12 protein-coding genes are annotated in these 13,767 nt (G+C 44.8%); 9 read left to right on the forward strand and 3 right to left on the reverse strand.

Features of this window, described 5'->3' with window-relative positions; genetic code table 11:
- Positions 1 to 59: 59 nt before the first annotated feature.
- Entirely contained in the window at positions 60 to 839 is a 780-nt protein-coding gene (locus F3J22_RS26530) for an enoyl-CoA hydratase/isomerase family protein (protein ID WP_167021012.1), read from the forward strand.
- A 35-nt stretch (positions 840 to 874) separates the two neighbouring features.
- Positions 875 to 1,522, forward strand: coding sequence for a hypothetical protein (locus F3J22_RS26535; protein WP_167021013.1), 648 nt, complete (start codon positions 875 to 877; stop codon positions 1,520 to 1,522).
- Between the two features lie 133 nt (positions 1,523 to 1,655).
- On the opposite strand, the gene F3J22_RS26540 is transcribed toward F3J22_RS26535, so the two are convergent.
- Positions 1,656 to 2,060, reverse strand: coding sequence for a hypothetical protein (locus F3J22_RS26540; RefSeq protein WP_167021014.1), 405 nt, complete (start codon positions 2,058 to 2,060; stop codon positions 1,656 to 1,658).
- A 149-nt stretch (positions 2,061 to 2,209) separates the two neighbouring features.
- Between F3J22_RS26540 and F3J22_RS26545 the strand changes: the two genes are divergently transcribed.
- From F3J22_RS26545 to F3J22_RS26555, 3 genes are all read left to right on the forward strand, one after another.
- Positions 2,210 to 3,631: a tetratricopeptide repeat protein gene (locus tag F3J22_RS26545; protein WP_167021015.1), complete on the forward strand. Its 1,422-nt coding sequence runs from the start codon at positions 2,210 to 2,212 to the stop codon at positions 3,629 to 3,631.
- A gap of 179 nt (positions 3,632 to 3,810) precedes the next feature.
- Positions 3,811 to 4,575 (forward strand): phosphosulfolactate synthase, encoded by a 765-nt coding sequence (locus F3J22_RS26550; RefSeq protein ID WP_167021016.1) that lies wholly within the window; start codon positions 3,811 to 3,813, stop codon positions 4,573 to 4,575.
- Positions 4,576 to 4,675: 100 nt separating this feature from the next.
- Entirely contained in the window at positions 4,676 to 5,407 is a 732-nt protein-coding gene (locus F3J22_RS26555; protein ID WP_167021017.1) for a shikimate dehydrogenase, read from the forward strand.
- 37 nt (positions 5,408 to 5,444) lie between these two features.
- Here F3J22_RS26555 and F3J22_RS26560 read toward each other — a convergent pair whose 3' ends face one another.
- The gene (locus F3J22_RS26560) at positions 5,445 to 6,242 is read right to left on the reverse strand and encodes a bifunctional 2-polyprenyl-6-hydroxyphenol methylase/3-demethylubiquinol 3-O-methyltransferase UbiG (protein WP_167021018.1); all 798 of its coding nucleotides are present in this window, start codon (positions 6,240 to 6,242) and stop codon (positions 5,445 to 5,447) included.
- Positions 6,243 to 6,316: 74 nt separating this feature from the next.
- Here F3J22_RS26560 and truB point away from each other — a divergent pair, with 74 nt between their 5' ends.
- Positions 6,317 to 7,006: a tRNA pseudouridine(55) synthase TruB gene (truB, locus tag F3J22_RS26565; RefSeq protein WP_167021019.1), complete on the forward strand. Its 690-nt coding sequence runs from the start codon at positions 6,317 to 6,319 to the stop codon at positions 7,004 to 7,006.
- 89 nt (positions 7,007 to 7,095) lie between these two features.
- Here the strand turns inward: truB and F3J22_RS26570 are convergent, their stop codons facing one another.
- Entirely contained in the window at positions 7,096 to 9,534 is a 2,439-nt protein-coding gene (locus F3J22_RS26570) for a BamA/TamA family outer membrane protein (RefSeq protein WP_167021020.1), read from the reverse strand.
- A 198-nt stretch (positions 9,535 to 9,732) separates the two neighbouring features.
- On the opposite strand from F3J22_RS26570, the gene F3J22_RS26575 reads away from it, so the two are divergent.
- From F3J22_RS26575 to F3J22_RS26585, 3 genes are read left to right on the forward strand one after another with little or no spacing between them, the layout of a single operon-like run.
- Positions 9,733 to 10,374, forward strand: coding sequence for an RNA methyltransferase (locus F3J22_RS26575; RefSeq protein WP_167021021.1), 642 nt, complete (start codon positions 9,733 to 9,735; stop codon positions 10,372 to 10,374).
- Between the two features lie 35 nt (positions 10,375 to 10,409).
- Positions 10,410 to 11,450, forward strand: coding sequence for a hypothetical protein (locus F3J22_RS26580; protein WP_167021022.1), 1,041 nt, complete (start codon positions 10,410 to 10,412; stop codon positions 11,448 to 11,450).
- Positions 11,416 to 13,764 (forward strand): hypothetical protein, encoded by a 2,349-nt coding sequence (locus tag F3J22_RS26585; RefSeq protein WP_167021023.1) that lies wholly within the window; start codon positions 11,416 to 11,418, stop codon positions 13,762 to 13,764. The genes F3J22_RS26580 and F3J22_RS26585 overlap by 35 nt, the downstream gene beginning before the upstream one ends.
- Positions 13,765 to 13,767: the final 3 nt, after the last annotated feature.

Consider the following 13,767-nt stretch of genomic DNA (forward strand, 5'->3'; position numbering starts at 1 on the left):
GAGTGAAAGCTCCTTACACCTTTTTTTATTTCAGGAGGTTAATCTTTAAATACTGACGCATGGCTTATTCGTTTCTTATTTATGAAGTGGCTGAGCGGGTTGCCACCATTACCCTGAACCGTCCGGAGAAGCGTAATGCGCTCAATGGCTGGCTGGTGGCGGAATTGCATGCGGCCTTCCGGGAGGCCGCTGCTGACGCGCAGGTAAAGGTGATTGTACTGAAAGGGAAGGGGGAGGCTTTTTGTGCCGGTGCGGACCTGGATTATCTGCAGCAGCTGCAGAAAAATACCTATGACGAAAATCTGGAAGATTCCAGGCAACTGATGTCATTATTTAGGGAAATTTACGAACTTGATAAGATTGTGATTGCGCAGGTAGAGGGGCATGCTATAGCAGGAGGTTGCGGACTGGTAACTGTTTGTGATCTGAGTTATGTGGTGCCGGAAGCGCAGCTGGGTTATACGGAAGTAAAGATTGGTTTTATACCTGCGCTGGTAGCCGTTTTCCTGGTAAGGAAGATAGGAGAAGGCCGGGCAAGGGAAATTTTATTAACCGGCAGATTGATATCTGCGGCAAAAGCTGAATCTTTGGGATTGATTACAGCGGTTGTTCCTGCCGGGGAAATCAGTGAGCATGTAGCAAAAGTAGCATCAGGATTGTGCCGGGAAGCATCGGCGAATTCGCTTAAAGTAACCAAGAAATTGATTGGCACAGTGTTGGACTTACCACTACATGAAAGTCTGGAAAACGCGGCTATACAAAATGCTGTTACGCGTGGCCATGAAGACTGTAAAAGAGGGATTTCAGCCTTCCTTAATAAAGAGAAGCTAACCTGGTAGCCGATAGGGTTGCCGTAGCATAAACTGACTAAACTATGTCACACCGGTTTATTTTAACATTTTTATGCCTGTGGATCAATACTGTGGCGATTGCCCAGCGTTCTATATCCGATGCCAAAATCACCTATAAGATGGAGTTGCCGCCGGAGATGGCGCAAACAGACGCCATGTTGCAGGATAGTAAATTAACGCAGTATATGCGGGGGCATATGAGCAGAATTGACATTAACTTCAATATTGTCAACTACACCTATATTCTGAATGCCCGTGATGAAACGCTTACTACGCTTATCAATCAGCATGGCAATAAGTACCTGATCCGTAATAACAAGGAGCAGTTTGAAAAGGATATCAAGCAGTATGCCGGCACTACGTTCGTGGACCAGGGGGAAACGAAGGAGATTGCGGGTTATGCATGTAAGAAGGCGATTGCCACACAGCCTGACGGTACTTCCTATGTCGTTTATTATACACCGGACCTGGTGCCTGAAAACAAGTACTATAACCAGCGTTTCAGTAATCTGAAGGGGTTGGCCCTGGAATTTGAGATCGGGCAGAAATCAGGGGGTAAAATCAACGTTATAGCGACTAAGCTGGAGCTGGTTCCTATCCCGGCTTCGTACTTTGATATTCCTAAGTCGGGGTATAAGGAGGTTAGTCAGCAGGAGTTGAAGAATATGTGATTTTGTTAGAAGAGAAATATCCGGAATAGATTGTTAAGGGAGATATTTTCCCGGAGAAGACAGGTTCGGATCAAGACATAAAAAAAGGCCATCTCCGCAGAGGTGGCCTTTATATTGTACTGAAGAAACGTTATTAACCTTTTTTAAGTGGCAGAATAATCTGCAGGCGCTGGAAGTTAAGGTTACCAGGCTGTTGTTGCTGCACCTGAATATTATTAGGTACTACGTAGGTAACATTACCTTTTGTGAAGGTCATTACTGACTGAATATTAACAGTTTGAATGTTATTATTAGTATTGGTAAACTTAAAATCAGAGCTGAATGCACCGGTATAACGATAGCTCGCATCCAGGCCTAAATTTGTTTTAGGCATGGTTGTGTTCAGGACAAAGCGGTTGTCTGTCTTTTTCACCTTGTCTTTGTTATCGTTGGCAAATAAACTGTTATTAGCCTGTGCTTCTGAAGCGAACAGCGCAATAGCGCTTGCCAACAAGCAAGACAATGAAAAGACGCGTAATATGTTAGTTTTCGTTTTCATTGTACTACAAAGATACGATTTTCTCCTTTATTATATAACAAATCTTTAACGCAAGATAAGACAAAATCTTAATAAAATGTTAAAAAAATTTAAAAACGTTTAACATCGCTGCATATTGGTGGATACGTAAAATGACTATATTTACAGTAATGAGTAAAGACTTTTCATTTTTAAACGAGGATTTTGATGATCTGAGAGATTTATTGCAGCAGTTTGAAAACCTCAGAGCTGGTAAGTCTCATTCCTTCCTAGATGAGGATTCATTTGAACAGATCATAGACTATTATGACGAGCATGATGAGATGCCAACTGCACTTCAGGCCGCCGAAATAGCAATAGAACGTTTCCCTTATTCTGCCACTTTATTGTTGAAAAAGGCCAACTTACTGATAGAAACCAAAAAGTACAACGAAGCGCTTGATTTCCTGGAAAAAGCCGCTGTTCTCGACTCCAACGATATCAATCTCTACATACTTCAGACAGACGTTTACCTGGCATTGAGTCAGCATAAAAAGGCTGCGGATTTACTGGAAGAGAAGATCAAACAATTTGACGGAGAGGACCGTACTGAGTTGCTGTTGGAGCTGGCGGATGTATACGATGACTGGGAAGAGTTTGAGAAAGTGTTTGATTGTCTGAAAATGGCGCTGGAATATGATCTTACCAATGAGGAAGCTCTTCATAAGATCTGTTTCTGGACAGAGTTTACCGGCCGCAACGAAGAAAGTATCCGTTTGCATACGCACATAATAGAGGAGCACCCTTTCACGCATCTGGCGTGGTTTAACCTTGGAACTGCCTATCAGGGGCTGAAGCTGTATGAAAAGGCGATAGATGCCTATCAGTATGCGCTGGCCATTGATGAGAAGTTCGATTATGCGTACAGAAATCTGGGGGATGCCTATATCCGGTTAAGAAAATATGCAGATGCCATTGATATTTTACAGCGTCACCTGGAGATTGCGAAGCCGGAAGATGTGATTTATGAGGCGATCGGACATTGTTACGAGCGCCAGCGTAAATATACCCAGGCCCGCTACTATTACCGGAAAGCGTCTCATCTGAGTCCGAATGATGATAAATTGTATTATAAGATAGCCGTAGCCTACATGATGGAGGCTAACTGGAATAATGCCGTTAAATCATTGCAGAACGCATTGAAAATCAATAAAACCAATGCGGAATACAATATGAGCATGGGAGATTGCTTGTTGGAACTGGGTAAGAACAAGGAAGCATTGATCTTTTTTATGAATGCTGTCCGTACCCGTCCGAAGAGTGTTTCTACCTGGTCGGAGCTTATCAGGGGCCTTTATATAGGAGGATTCCTGGAGGAAGCGCTGGCTCAGCTCGTTACTGCAGAAGAAAAAGCCGGTCGAAAACCGGTGTTTCAATACTACCGTGCCGCTATCCTGATAGCCAGTGGTAAAACCAAAGAAGGCCTGTTACACCTTGAAACAGCCTTACAGCAGGCCCCCAAGGCCCTGAAAAAACTTGTTGAACTGGATCCGGCTATTTTACAGCATGTGAGTGTTGTTGACCTCATCGCCCAATACCGCCGGAAAGGTTAACTAATGTTATTTGCTTTTAAAATAAAGTATACTTCTTATTTTTGCGCCGGCTTTTAATTGTCATGGTTAAAAGCCGGGAAAAATTTCCGGTTACTAAAATTGCCCGCTAACCTACCAATAGTGCCTGGCTGAATTAGTTGAGTGTTTTAATGACCATATAGAAGATAAAAATATTGCAAATGAATTTTAATCTGACACAAATCCCGGAAAGGACTCAGCAACCTCGTACACACGGACTCACCATGGTCATGGATAAGGGGTTAAGTTTGGAAGAAGCTCGTAATTTTTTGTCTGCCTCGTCGCCGTACGTGGATATAGTAAAGCTGGGATTTGGGACCTCTTTCGTTACGCCTAACCTCCGTCAGAAAATCGAATTGTATCAGGCAGCCAATATCCCTGTATATTTTGGTGGTACCTTATTTGAGGCTTTCCTGATCCGCAACCAGTTTGATGATTATATCAAGGTTTGTGAGGACTATGGCATCAAGCACGTAGAAGTTTCCGATGGCTCTATTATCATTCCTCATGCCGAGAAATGCGGTTACATTGAAAAAATGGCTAAAATAGCCACTGTATTCAGCGAAGTAGGTTCTAAAGATGCAGAGCACATTATTCCTCCCTACAAATGGATCGAATTAATGAGTGCAGAACTTTCTGCCGGTGCTACCTATGTTATTGCGGAAGCACGCGAAAGCGGAAACGTGGGTATCTACCGTGGTTCGGGAGAAGTTCGTGAAGGTCTGGTACAGGAAATCCTGACACAGATCCCTGCGGAAAAAATCATTTGGGAAGCTCCTCAGAAAGCACAGCAGCTGTACTTCCTGGAGCTGGTAGGCTGTAACGCCAACCTGGGTAACCTCGCACCTTATGAAGTAATTTCTCTGGAAGCTATGCGCGTAGGACTGCGCGGTGATACTTTCCAGCTGTTCCTGGACAAGGAATAATCATTGAATGTAATTAATTTTCATAGTAGGGATTTTGTTGCACAACAAAATCCCTATCTGTTTATGCACGTTTTTCCGTCATCCGTTAAGTCTTTACAGTATGAAAATCTACGGCCTTATTGGCTATCCACTTAGTCACTCCTTCTCCAAAGGATATTTCGCGGAAAAATTCTCTAAAGAAAATATCAGTAATTGCTTCTACGATAATTTTTCTATTCCGGATATCAACATCTTCCCAACTTTACTGACACAACACCCGGATTTTGCCGGCCTGAATGTTACCATTCCCTACAAGGAAGTAGTAATGCCTTACCTGGACGAGCTTAGCGACGCTGTGAAGGAAATAGGGGCAGTAAACTGTATCCGTTTTGAAAATGGTAAAAAGATAGGCTACAATACCGATGTCATAGGGTTTACCAATTCGTTGAAACCTTTACTGCAGCCACATCATACACATGCGCTGGTACTTGGCACCGGTGGTGCTGCCAAGGCGGTAATGTATGCGCTGAAGCAACTGAATATCACTTATACACTGGTAAGCCGCCAGGCGGGTGAAAACGCGGTGCCATATTCCGCTATCGGGGAGGCAGCAATGGCGCTCAATACGGTTATTATCAACACCACCCCGCTGGGTATGTACCCGAATGTGGATGCTTGTCCGCCGATACCTTACGAATATATTACCGATAGGCATTTACTGTATGACCTGGTGTATAACCCGCCAGTGACGCTGTTTTTGCAGAAGGGAGCAGATAAAGGTGCTGTTATCAAGAATGGGCATGAGATGCTGATTATGCAGGCAGAAGCGGCCTGGGAAATCTGGAACAGCTAAAAAAATTAAAGGCCTCTACCAAGTAGAGGCCTTTTTATTAATTAGGTTTTATCATGTAGTAAACGCAGGTGGTAAGGAAATCCCTGAAGTATGGAATGACCGCGATTGGCTTCCATTGTTGTTTTGCGCTTACGCCGAATTTATATTTATATATCGGGTTGATGAGATAGAATCGGCGTTGTGTGATCTTATAGCCGGTATTTTTAACAATTCTTTCGAATCTTTCTATAGAGATACCGGTGTCTTTAACTTCCATAAGGTCAATGATCGTGCTTTCATCTTCTTTGAAAGCTTTGAGAATACCTTTGTAGATCGGCCTTGGGAGCAGATGTACATAAGGGACCATGCTCAGGAATTTATTTTCACAGATCTGCTGATGACCGCCATGAGGCATGTACCAGGGTGGGAAACCGAAGTATATCTGGCCACGGGGACTGAGCAGCTGCTTCATATGACCAATAATCTTCTCCTGATCCGGTATGTGTTCAATGGCATCTTTGAGGATGATTACATCGAATGAGTTCTGAAACTCTCCAAGAAAATCAACATCATAAATGTTTTTAGCGATCAGCTTTAACTGACCGGTAGCGGTGTAGTCGCCCAGATAGCTTTCTGCCAGTGCAATTCTGCCTGGCATCAGATCTACGCCTACACACTGGCAGCCCTTTTCCAGAAAAGGAGTTAATACCCCGCCTTCGCCGCAACCTACTTCCATTACGCGGAGGCCTTCCATAGTTGGAAACTCCTGCTGGATGAAGGGCAGCACATAGTCGCGGGAATTATCTACCTGTTGCTGGTAACGTAATTTTGCGTCTTTATGATGTTGTAACGACATAGTTTGAAAATTCCGTGAAAATAGGTAAAAAAAGACAAAGCTGAAAGCTGAATGCTTAAAGCTATCTTTGCAAAATGCAAACAGAAGAAAAGAACAAATTCCAGGAAGGGGCGGTGGTACTGATAAATAAGCCACTGACCTGGACTTCCTTCGATGTTGTACGCAAGATCAGAAATACCACCAAAGCTAAAACCGGGCATGCGGGCACGCTTGACCCTCTGGCAACCGGGCTGCTGATTTGCTGTACAGGTAAAATGACTAAAAAAATTAACGAATACCAGGCTCAGGAAAAGGAATATACGGGCACTTTTACCCTCGGTTCTACTACGCCTACCTATGATCTGGAGTCTGAACCTGAAAATTTCAAAGATACCAGCCATCTGACAGAAGAAGCCATCAAAGCTGCTACTGCTCAGTTTACAGGTGAGATTATGCAATTACCGCCGATACATTCTGCTATCAAACAAAATGGTGTACCTATTTACACGCTCGCACGTCAGGGGGTAGAAGTGGTGGTAGAGCCAAGAAAGGTGACGATCAAAGAATTTGAAATCACTAAAATTGAAATGCCGGTAGTGCATTTCAGGGTTGTGTGCAGTACCGGAACCTATATCCGCTCACTGTCGAACGATTTTGGCGCTGCATTGGGTGTTGGTGGCTATATGAGCAGCTTATGCCGTACCCGTATCGGGGAGTTTAAGCTGGAAGATGCAGTGGATATCAATGAATTTATTGCACAGCATAGTGTGAAGAAAGAAGGATAGTTTTATAAAGTCTATATATTTTTTGAACCCAATAGCTTCGCTATTGGGTTTTTTGTTCCGCCCTTTGTGCGGTTGTCGAAAAATATAGATTAGAAAGGATAGCCTATAGCTATGTTCCAGATGATGTTACTTCTTCGCCAGCTGCCGCTGCCGAGGTCCCACTGGCTGAGGTACCAGCCGTTTTTATTACCGGTGAAGTAAGGTACTTTCAGGGGAATTCCCCAGTCGAGGCGTATCAGGAAGAAAGAGAAATCCAGTCGCAGACCGGCACCGGTGCCCATGGCGATATCGTGATAGAGTTGATCGAAGCGGAATTCAGAGCCGGGGCGGGTTGGGTCGGGCTTGATCATCCAGATGTTACCCATATCCAGGAAGGTGGCACCTTTCAGGTTGATGGTACCACCGAACATACGCAGCAGATCGAAACGATATTCCACATTACCTTCCAGTTTCATATCACCGGTTTGGTCCGGGAAGATCTGTGCGGTGGCGGAGCTGTCTTTATAGGAGCCAGGGCCCAGGGTACGGAGTCGCCATGCGCGGATGCTGTTGGGGCCGCCGGCGGTAAACTGGCGGATGTAGGGCAATACCTGCGAATAGCTGTAAGGGATACCGATACCGGCATAGGCTCTTGTAGCGAGGCTGCTGTGCTGGCCCAGTTTCCAGTAATGCCTGTAATCTGCCTCTACTTTGACAAAGTTGGAAATGCTCACTTTGGTGATGGATTCCAGGTCGGATTTATGATTGGTAGCGGCGCTGATCAGGCTATTGATACCATTCAGCCACAAACCGGATTCTTCGAAGTTGATACGGAAATAGGTATAGTGGCGCTGGTGCAACAGATCGTTATTGCTGTAGATATAAGAGAAGTTTTCTCCTCCGATGAGCGCGGGTTCGAAGCTGCGCTTCAGGTAAGGGTTAGGGTCTACGATGGAGTCTTTAAACCCCGGATTGAGATTTACCCCCACATAGTTTAACGTAAACGGACGTACGATCCAGCGTCTGTAGGCGCTGGAGTTCCAGTCGTAACCATAGGAGAGGTTAATACTGGTGATGTCGAATTTATTGATACGGGAGAGGTAGTTGGCGCCCAGTGTCAGCCTGGTTTTAACATTGGAACGTGGGTTCTGATGAATGTTAAAAGGCAGCGCAAAGCGTGGCCAGGTGAAGCCTATTTCGCCACCGAATTCCTTAGACTGCAGGGCCCATTTATTGTTTTGATCTTTGATCAGCTCAATACCTGTATTCAGACTGAATCCGAACTGGGTAGCAGACCTGCCCAGGTTGATATGCCTGTAGTTCAGGCTCACGCCACTACCCAGGAGGTAGTCGGAGCTGTTACTTACCTCGAAGTTGAGGCCGAATTCCTGTTTTTTGCGTGGGCTGAGGAACAGGTAGGCATCGAGGCTGTTGGTGGTGTCTTTGGATTCCTTGTATTGCAGTGTTACGAACAGCCACAGGCCGAGGTCGTATAGTTTATTGATCGTATTGTTATACTGCTGGAGGGAGTATACTTCTCCCGGCCTTAGCAGGATAGATTTAGAAAGGATTTTAGGCTTCAGCATTTCCTGGTGCTGACGGATGGTGATATACTTCCGGTTATCTTCTTTGAAGGAGGTGTCGTTCGGGTTGCCGTTTATCGGGTAGTCGGGGTAGGCATAGATATGGCGGATAAAATATTTCTGCCATTCGGTGCCATCCAGGCTGTCTTCCGGGTTTTTGACAATGACTTCCACGTTCATGGTAGGCTTTTCGCGGCCTTTATTTTCATTGAAGATGTTGACGATACCATCAAATGGGTTTAACGGGTTTTTGAAGAGTGCTTTATTCAGGGTATCTACACTGAATTCTATGGCGTCCCTGTTAAACTTGTAGTAGCCGGCATCTTTGATGATACGGGTGAGTCTTTCCCTTTCACTGCTGAAGGTAGATGCCTTAAAAGTGCTTCCTTTCTGGATGAGGGAAAGGTTTTCATGTGCCTTTACCACTTTCATAATGTTGGAATCCGGTACGTTGTAGGTGATATGGTCTATCACGAAGTTGCGGCCGGTATTGACATTATATATGGTGCTGGTTTTATGGCTTTTGGTAATCGTATCAACAGTGACAGAAGCGTAGAAATAGCCCTGGTTGCGGAGGTAGCTGGTCATTCGGCTCAGTGCCTCTTTTGTTTTGGTGGTATCGTAGATGGAAGGTTCTTCCAGGTTACGTTTGGACAGTACTATATTCCAAAGCCAGTTAGACTTTTTTTCGTTGTATTTCTGATTATAGAGCCAGACTTTGATGCGGGTACCCAGTAATTTGGAGTTGGGTTGTTCTACCATCAGGGATTTGGAGGATATTGCGCTTTTGATATCCTGTTTCTCTGAGGTGAGCATATCTCCCTTGACATTAACTTTATTGCTTACGTACAGCGACTGGTTACTTTGCAGGTATTTAGTATTGGAACAGGCGCCCAACGTCAATATTACAGCCAGTAGCAACAAGCATTTCAGCAGGGATGTCCTTAAATTTTGCGGCGGCTGCATCACGGGCGAAAACAGTATTAATAATTTTTTAAAGAAATGCTGACATGAGTACTACACGGCCTGTTCTTGGCTAGTTAAAAGAAATCGTGTAGGTTTGGGCCCATGTTGTCAAAAGCGCAAATTAAATATATTCAATCATTACAGCACAAAAAAAACCGTCAAAAATCCAGCCAGTATATCGCAGAGGGTGACAAGATTGTGCAAGAACTGTTACAGGCGGGGATGTCGGTGAAGGCCGTTTATGCAACTGCCGATTGGCTGGCACAGCATGCGTCGTTGCTTGATAAGGTGGCGGTGCAGGTTGTTGAAGTGGATGATCATATGCTGAAACAGTTATCTGCGCTGACAACACCACATAAAGCCATGGCTTTGCTGGACATGCCTCCTGCCAATGAGTCCTTACCAGGCAAGGGACAGGTAGCGCTGGCACTGGAAAACCTCCAGGACCCGGGCAATATGGGGACCATTATTCGTATAGCCGACTGGTTCGGGATCAGGGATATCGTTTGTTCCCCTGACTGTGTGGATGTCTACAATCCGAAGACTATACAAGCTACTATGGGCAGTATTGCCCGTGTTCGTATATCCGAAACGGATATACCTGCTTACCTGGCACAGACCGAATTACCATCTTACGCGGCAACCCTCCATGGTAAAGATATTACCAGCTTCTCCAAACTCACAGAAGGCATTATTCTGATAGGCAATGAAGGCAGGGGACTGACGGAAGCCACTATTGCAGCGGCTACCCATCAGATCACGATTCCACGCCTGGGCGGCGCCGAATCGCTGAATGCAGCCATCGCCACCGGAATCATCTGTGGCCGGTTGCTGATTTAATTTCCGGTGGATCATCTCCCCATTACCATTGTTATATGCGACATATCCTGCTTTTTGTTAGTCTGTTACTGTGTGCAGCCGCCTGCAAACAACCGGGGCCACGTGTGGTTACGCCAGCATTTTATTTCTGGAAGCAGGCCTGGACCAATGACAGCAGTGAACTGCATTATTTGCGGGAGCTGCCCGCACAGCGGTTATATATAAAAATGTTTGATGTATCGCCGGATGAGGTAAGCGGCGCCCCGGTACCTGTGGCCATCTTTCAGCAGCAGGCACCACTACCGGAAAAGACGGAAGTAGTACCGGTCATCTTCCTGATGAACACCATATGGGACAAAACGCAGGACTCCTCCGCTATAAATCTTCTTGCTACAAAAACAGCTTCATTGCTGGAAAATCTCTGTAAGCATCTACCTGAAAAAATACCCGAAATACAAATCGATTGCGACTGGACCAAAACCAGCAAGGACAAATATTTTCAGTATTTACGTTATCTGCAGCTTCAGCCGTTTTTCCATGGTAAAAAAGTTTCCGCTACCATCCGTATGCACCAGGTGAAATTTGTAACAGGCAGCGGTATACCTCCTGTAGATAAAGGTTTGCTGATGTGCTACAATATGGGCGACCTCCGGAAACCCGGTGACCATAATTCTATTTTAGACCTGGCCACCTTACAATCTTATATCGGAAAAGACCGTATTTCAGAATATCCTTTAACTTTGGACATCGCATTGCCACTGTTTGAATGGACTGTATATTTTCAGCAGAATGCCTACAAGGGGATCCTGCGGAATATCGGAACGGCTGAACTCCAGGACAAAAGTTTGTTTTTACCTCAGGGCAAGCAATTATTTATTGTTAAAAAAGATACGCTGTACAACGGATACCTGCTCCGCAAAGGGGATGAATTAAGAAGAGAAACCACTTCCCCTGAACTGCTGGAATCCGCTGCAGCATTGATATCCAGACAACGACAAGATTATGATCCGGTAGTTGTTTTTTATCATCTTGATGCGGTTACCCTGCAAAAATTTCCTTTGAATGAACTACAAAAAATTTATCGTCTTTTCAATTAGCTTTTTAGCTGTACTGTTCGGAAATATTATCTACACCCTTTCCTGCGGCCCCGAACCAGACCCTTACGACTATTACCTTTCTTATTATAATCCTTATCTGAAAGGGCAGGGGTACGAACCGTTTTATTTTACATCGCTGGCTAATTTCTATGATGATGCCACTCCCCAGGAGGACGTAACCAATACGGCAGAATGGCTGAAATATGCGAATGACAAGTCGGTAACGGAGAAAGACGTTTACAGGTATATCTATAATTTCAGTGCTGATCAGATAGCGCAAATTGCCGACTGCAGCGAGAAAGGTGGCAATTGTACGTTGGCTGACAGCGCCCGCAGCAATACTTTTGCGATGTACCTGACAAAGAATAAAGAGGCTGCCCGCTACCTTGATTTTGCAAAAAACTGTGAGCCATTTGTTTTCAACAGCGACCCATGGGCTGATCCGGTGGATAACAGCAAACCAATGTCTGAGCTGTATTCTAAAGGAACTAAACTCATTGCCGGCGTAAAAGATAAAAGTATCCGGGAGCGTTATCAGTTTCAGCTGCTTCGCCTGACACATTACCGCAAAATGTACCATGAAACCATTGAAGGATTTGATAAGAATTTTGCGAAGAACGATGACGGTTCATTGATATACAATAAATCACTGGCGCTGAAAGCCGGTGCCCTGCTGCGTTTGAAAGATACGACTACCAGTGCCTATCTCTTTTCAAAAGTATTTGATCATGCACCTGGATTAAGACAGATGTGTTATACCAATATCATGTGGACGAATACCGGCGCCAAAGATGTATATCCATTATGTAAAGATGATCACGAAAAAGCCAATGTAGCGGCCATTTTCGGAATGTCTGACCCCTTCTCTGATATTAGTGGACTCAGAACAGTTTATAAGCTGGACCCTGCCTCTCCATCCATGAATATTTTGCTGAGCAGAGAAATTAATAAGCTGGAAGCGAGTTACATGACACCGCGTATCAACAAGGAAGTAGACAGTGTTGGTATTGCCATGGGCTGGGGCGGATTTGGCGGAGACTGGTGGTTTTCAGATGTAAACGATAAATTCAATTATAACAGGTACATCGGCACTTTACAACGTTTTGCTGATAGCGTGGCTGCTGAAGGTAAAGTTAAAGACCCTGACCTGTGGCGGGTAAGCGCCGCCTATGTTGCCTATATGCAGCGTGATTTTAATGGAGCAAGAGCCAGGCTTGATAAATATAAAATCAAGGATGCCGCTATAAAAGACCAATGGGAGCTGGTAAATCTCCTCGTAAATATCAGCCAGCAGCAAAGGATTGACCCTGTATACGAAGCTAAGCTACTGGGATCATTTAAATGGCTGGATGCTAAACTGAAAAATCAGAAAGACTACGGTTTCGGCTATACGGCAAAAGATGCATTCTATGCCAGGGCCTATCGTAACCTGCTGGCATCTGTAGTGGCGCCAATGTACCACAAACAGGGTGAGTTAATGAAAGAAGCGTTGATCCGTGGCCGTTGTGACTCTTTGCACAGTGGTAATACTCCGTATGATGCCAGCGAAATGATTGGTAATCATATGAATGCGGCACAGCTGATACAGCTGAACGACTTCCTGAAACAACCGGCAAAAACAGATTATGATAAGTACCTGGCGGGCTTCTTCCCGGATAACCTGAATATGGACTTGCTGATAGGTACTGCATACATGCGGGTGCATAACTTCACAGATGCTTTACCATGGCTGAAGAAAGTGCCGGCGAAAAAACAACCGGTGAGTTACCAGGTATTTTATGCACAGCTGCAGGATTTTGGAGAAGATACAGCGGTTGCCGGCCGTAAGACGCCTATTACGATTTCGCAGTTTTGTGAAAGGGTAGTGAAGCTGCTGGGGCAGACAAAAACGCAGCCTGTAGATGCTAAAGTATACTATGAGCTGGGTAATGCGATGTTCAGCACCTCTTACTATGGCCAGACCTGGTATTTCATGAAGGATTTCCGTCCTTCAACAGAGTGGTACAGTGCAGCTTGCGAGAAGGATCCTTTTGACCGCCAGTATTTTGGTTGTTATGATGCAGAAATATTTTATGCGAAGGCAGCGCAGGCCGCTACAGATAAAGAATTTAGAGCCAAATGCCTGTATCTGGCAGCACGTAGCTCACAGAAACATATTGCACCGATGACTGATAGCAAACTGTTTTATGCTGCGTTGATACGTAACCGTTATTTCCAGCCGTTGGCGGCCAATTATAAAGAAACACGGTTCTACCAGGATGTTTACAATGAGTGCAGTTACCTGAAAGACTATGTACGTAGTACTAAAAAATAAATA

The organism is Chitinophaga sp. Cy-1792, assembly GCF_011752935.1.
Lineage (GTDB): Bacteria > Bacteroidota > Bacteroidia > Chitinophagales > Chitinophagaceae > Chitinophaga.

Coding starts and splice junctions, on each gene's coding strand:
- F3J22_RS26530 (WP_167021012.1), top strand. CDS start 60: ATGGCTTATTCGTTTCTTATTTATGAAGTGGCTGAGCGGGTTGCCACC.
- F3J22_RS26535 (WP_167021013.1), top strand. CDS start 875: ATGTCACACCGGTTTATTTTAACATTTTTATGCCTGTGGATCAATACT.
- F3J22_RS26540 (WP_167021014.1), bottom strand. CDS start 2,060: ATGAAAACGAAAACTAACATATTACGCGTCTTTTCATTGTCTTGCTTG.
- F3J22_RS26545 (WP_167021015.1), top strand. CDS start 2,210: ATGAGTAAAGACTTTTCATTTTTAAACGAGGATTTTGATGATCTGAGA.
- F3J22_RS26550 (WP_167021016.1), top strand. CDS start 3,811: ATGAATTTTAATCTGACACAAATCCCGGAAAGGACTCAGCAACCTCGT.
- F3J22_RS26555 (WP_167021017.1), top strand. CDS start 4,676: ATGAAAATCTACGGCCTTATTGGCTATCCACTTAGTCACTCCTTCTCC.
- F3J22_RS26560 (WP_167021018.1), bottom strand. CDS start 6,242: ATGTCGTTACAACATCATAAAGACGCAAAATTACGTTACCAGCAACAG.
- truB (WP_167021019.1), top strand. CDS start 6,317: ATGCAAACAGAAGAAAAGAACAAATTCCAGGAAGGGGCGGTGGTACTG.
- F3J22_RS26570 (WP_167021020.1), bottom strand. CDS start 9,534: ATGCAGCCGCCGCAAAATTTAAGGACATCCCTGCTGAAATGCTTGTTG.
- F3J22_RS26580 (WP_167021022.1), top strand. CDS start 10,410: ATGCGACATATCCTGCTTTTTGTTAGTCTGTTACTGTGTGCAGCCGCC.
- F3J22_RS26585 (WP_167021023.1), top strand. CDS start 11,416: ATGAACTACAAAAAATTTATCGTCTTTTCAATTAGCTTTTTAGCTGTA.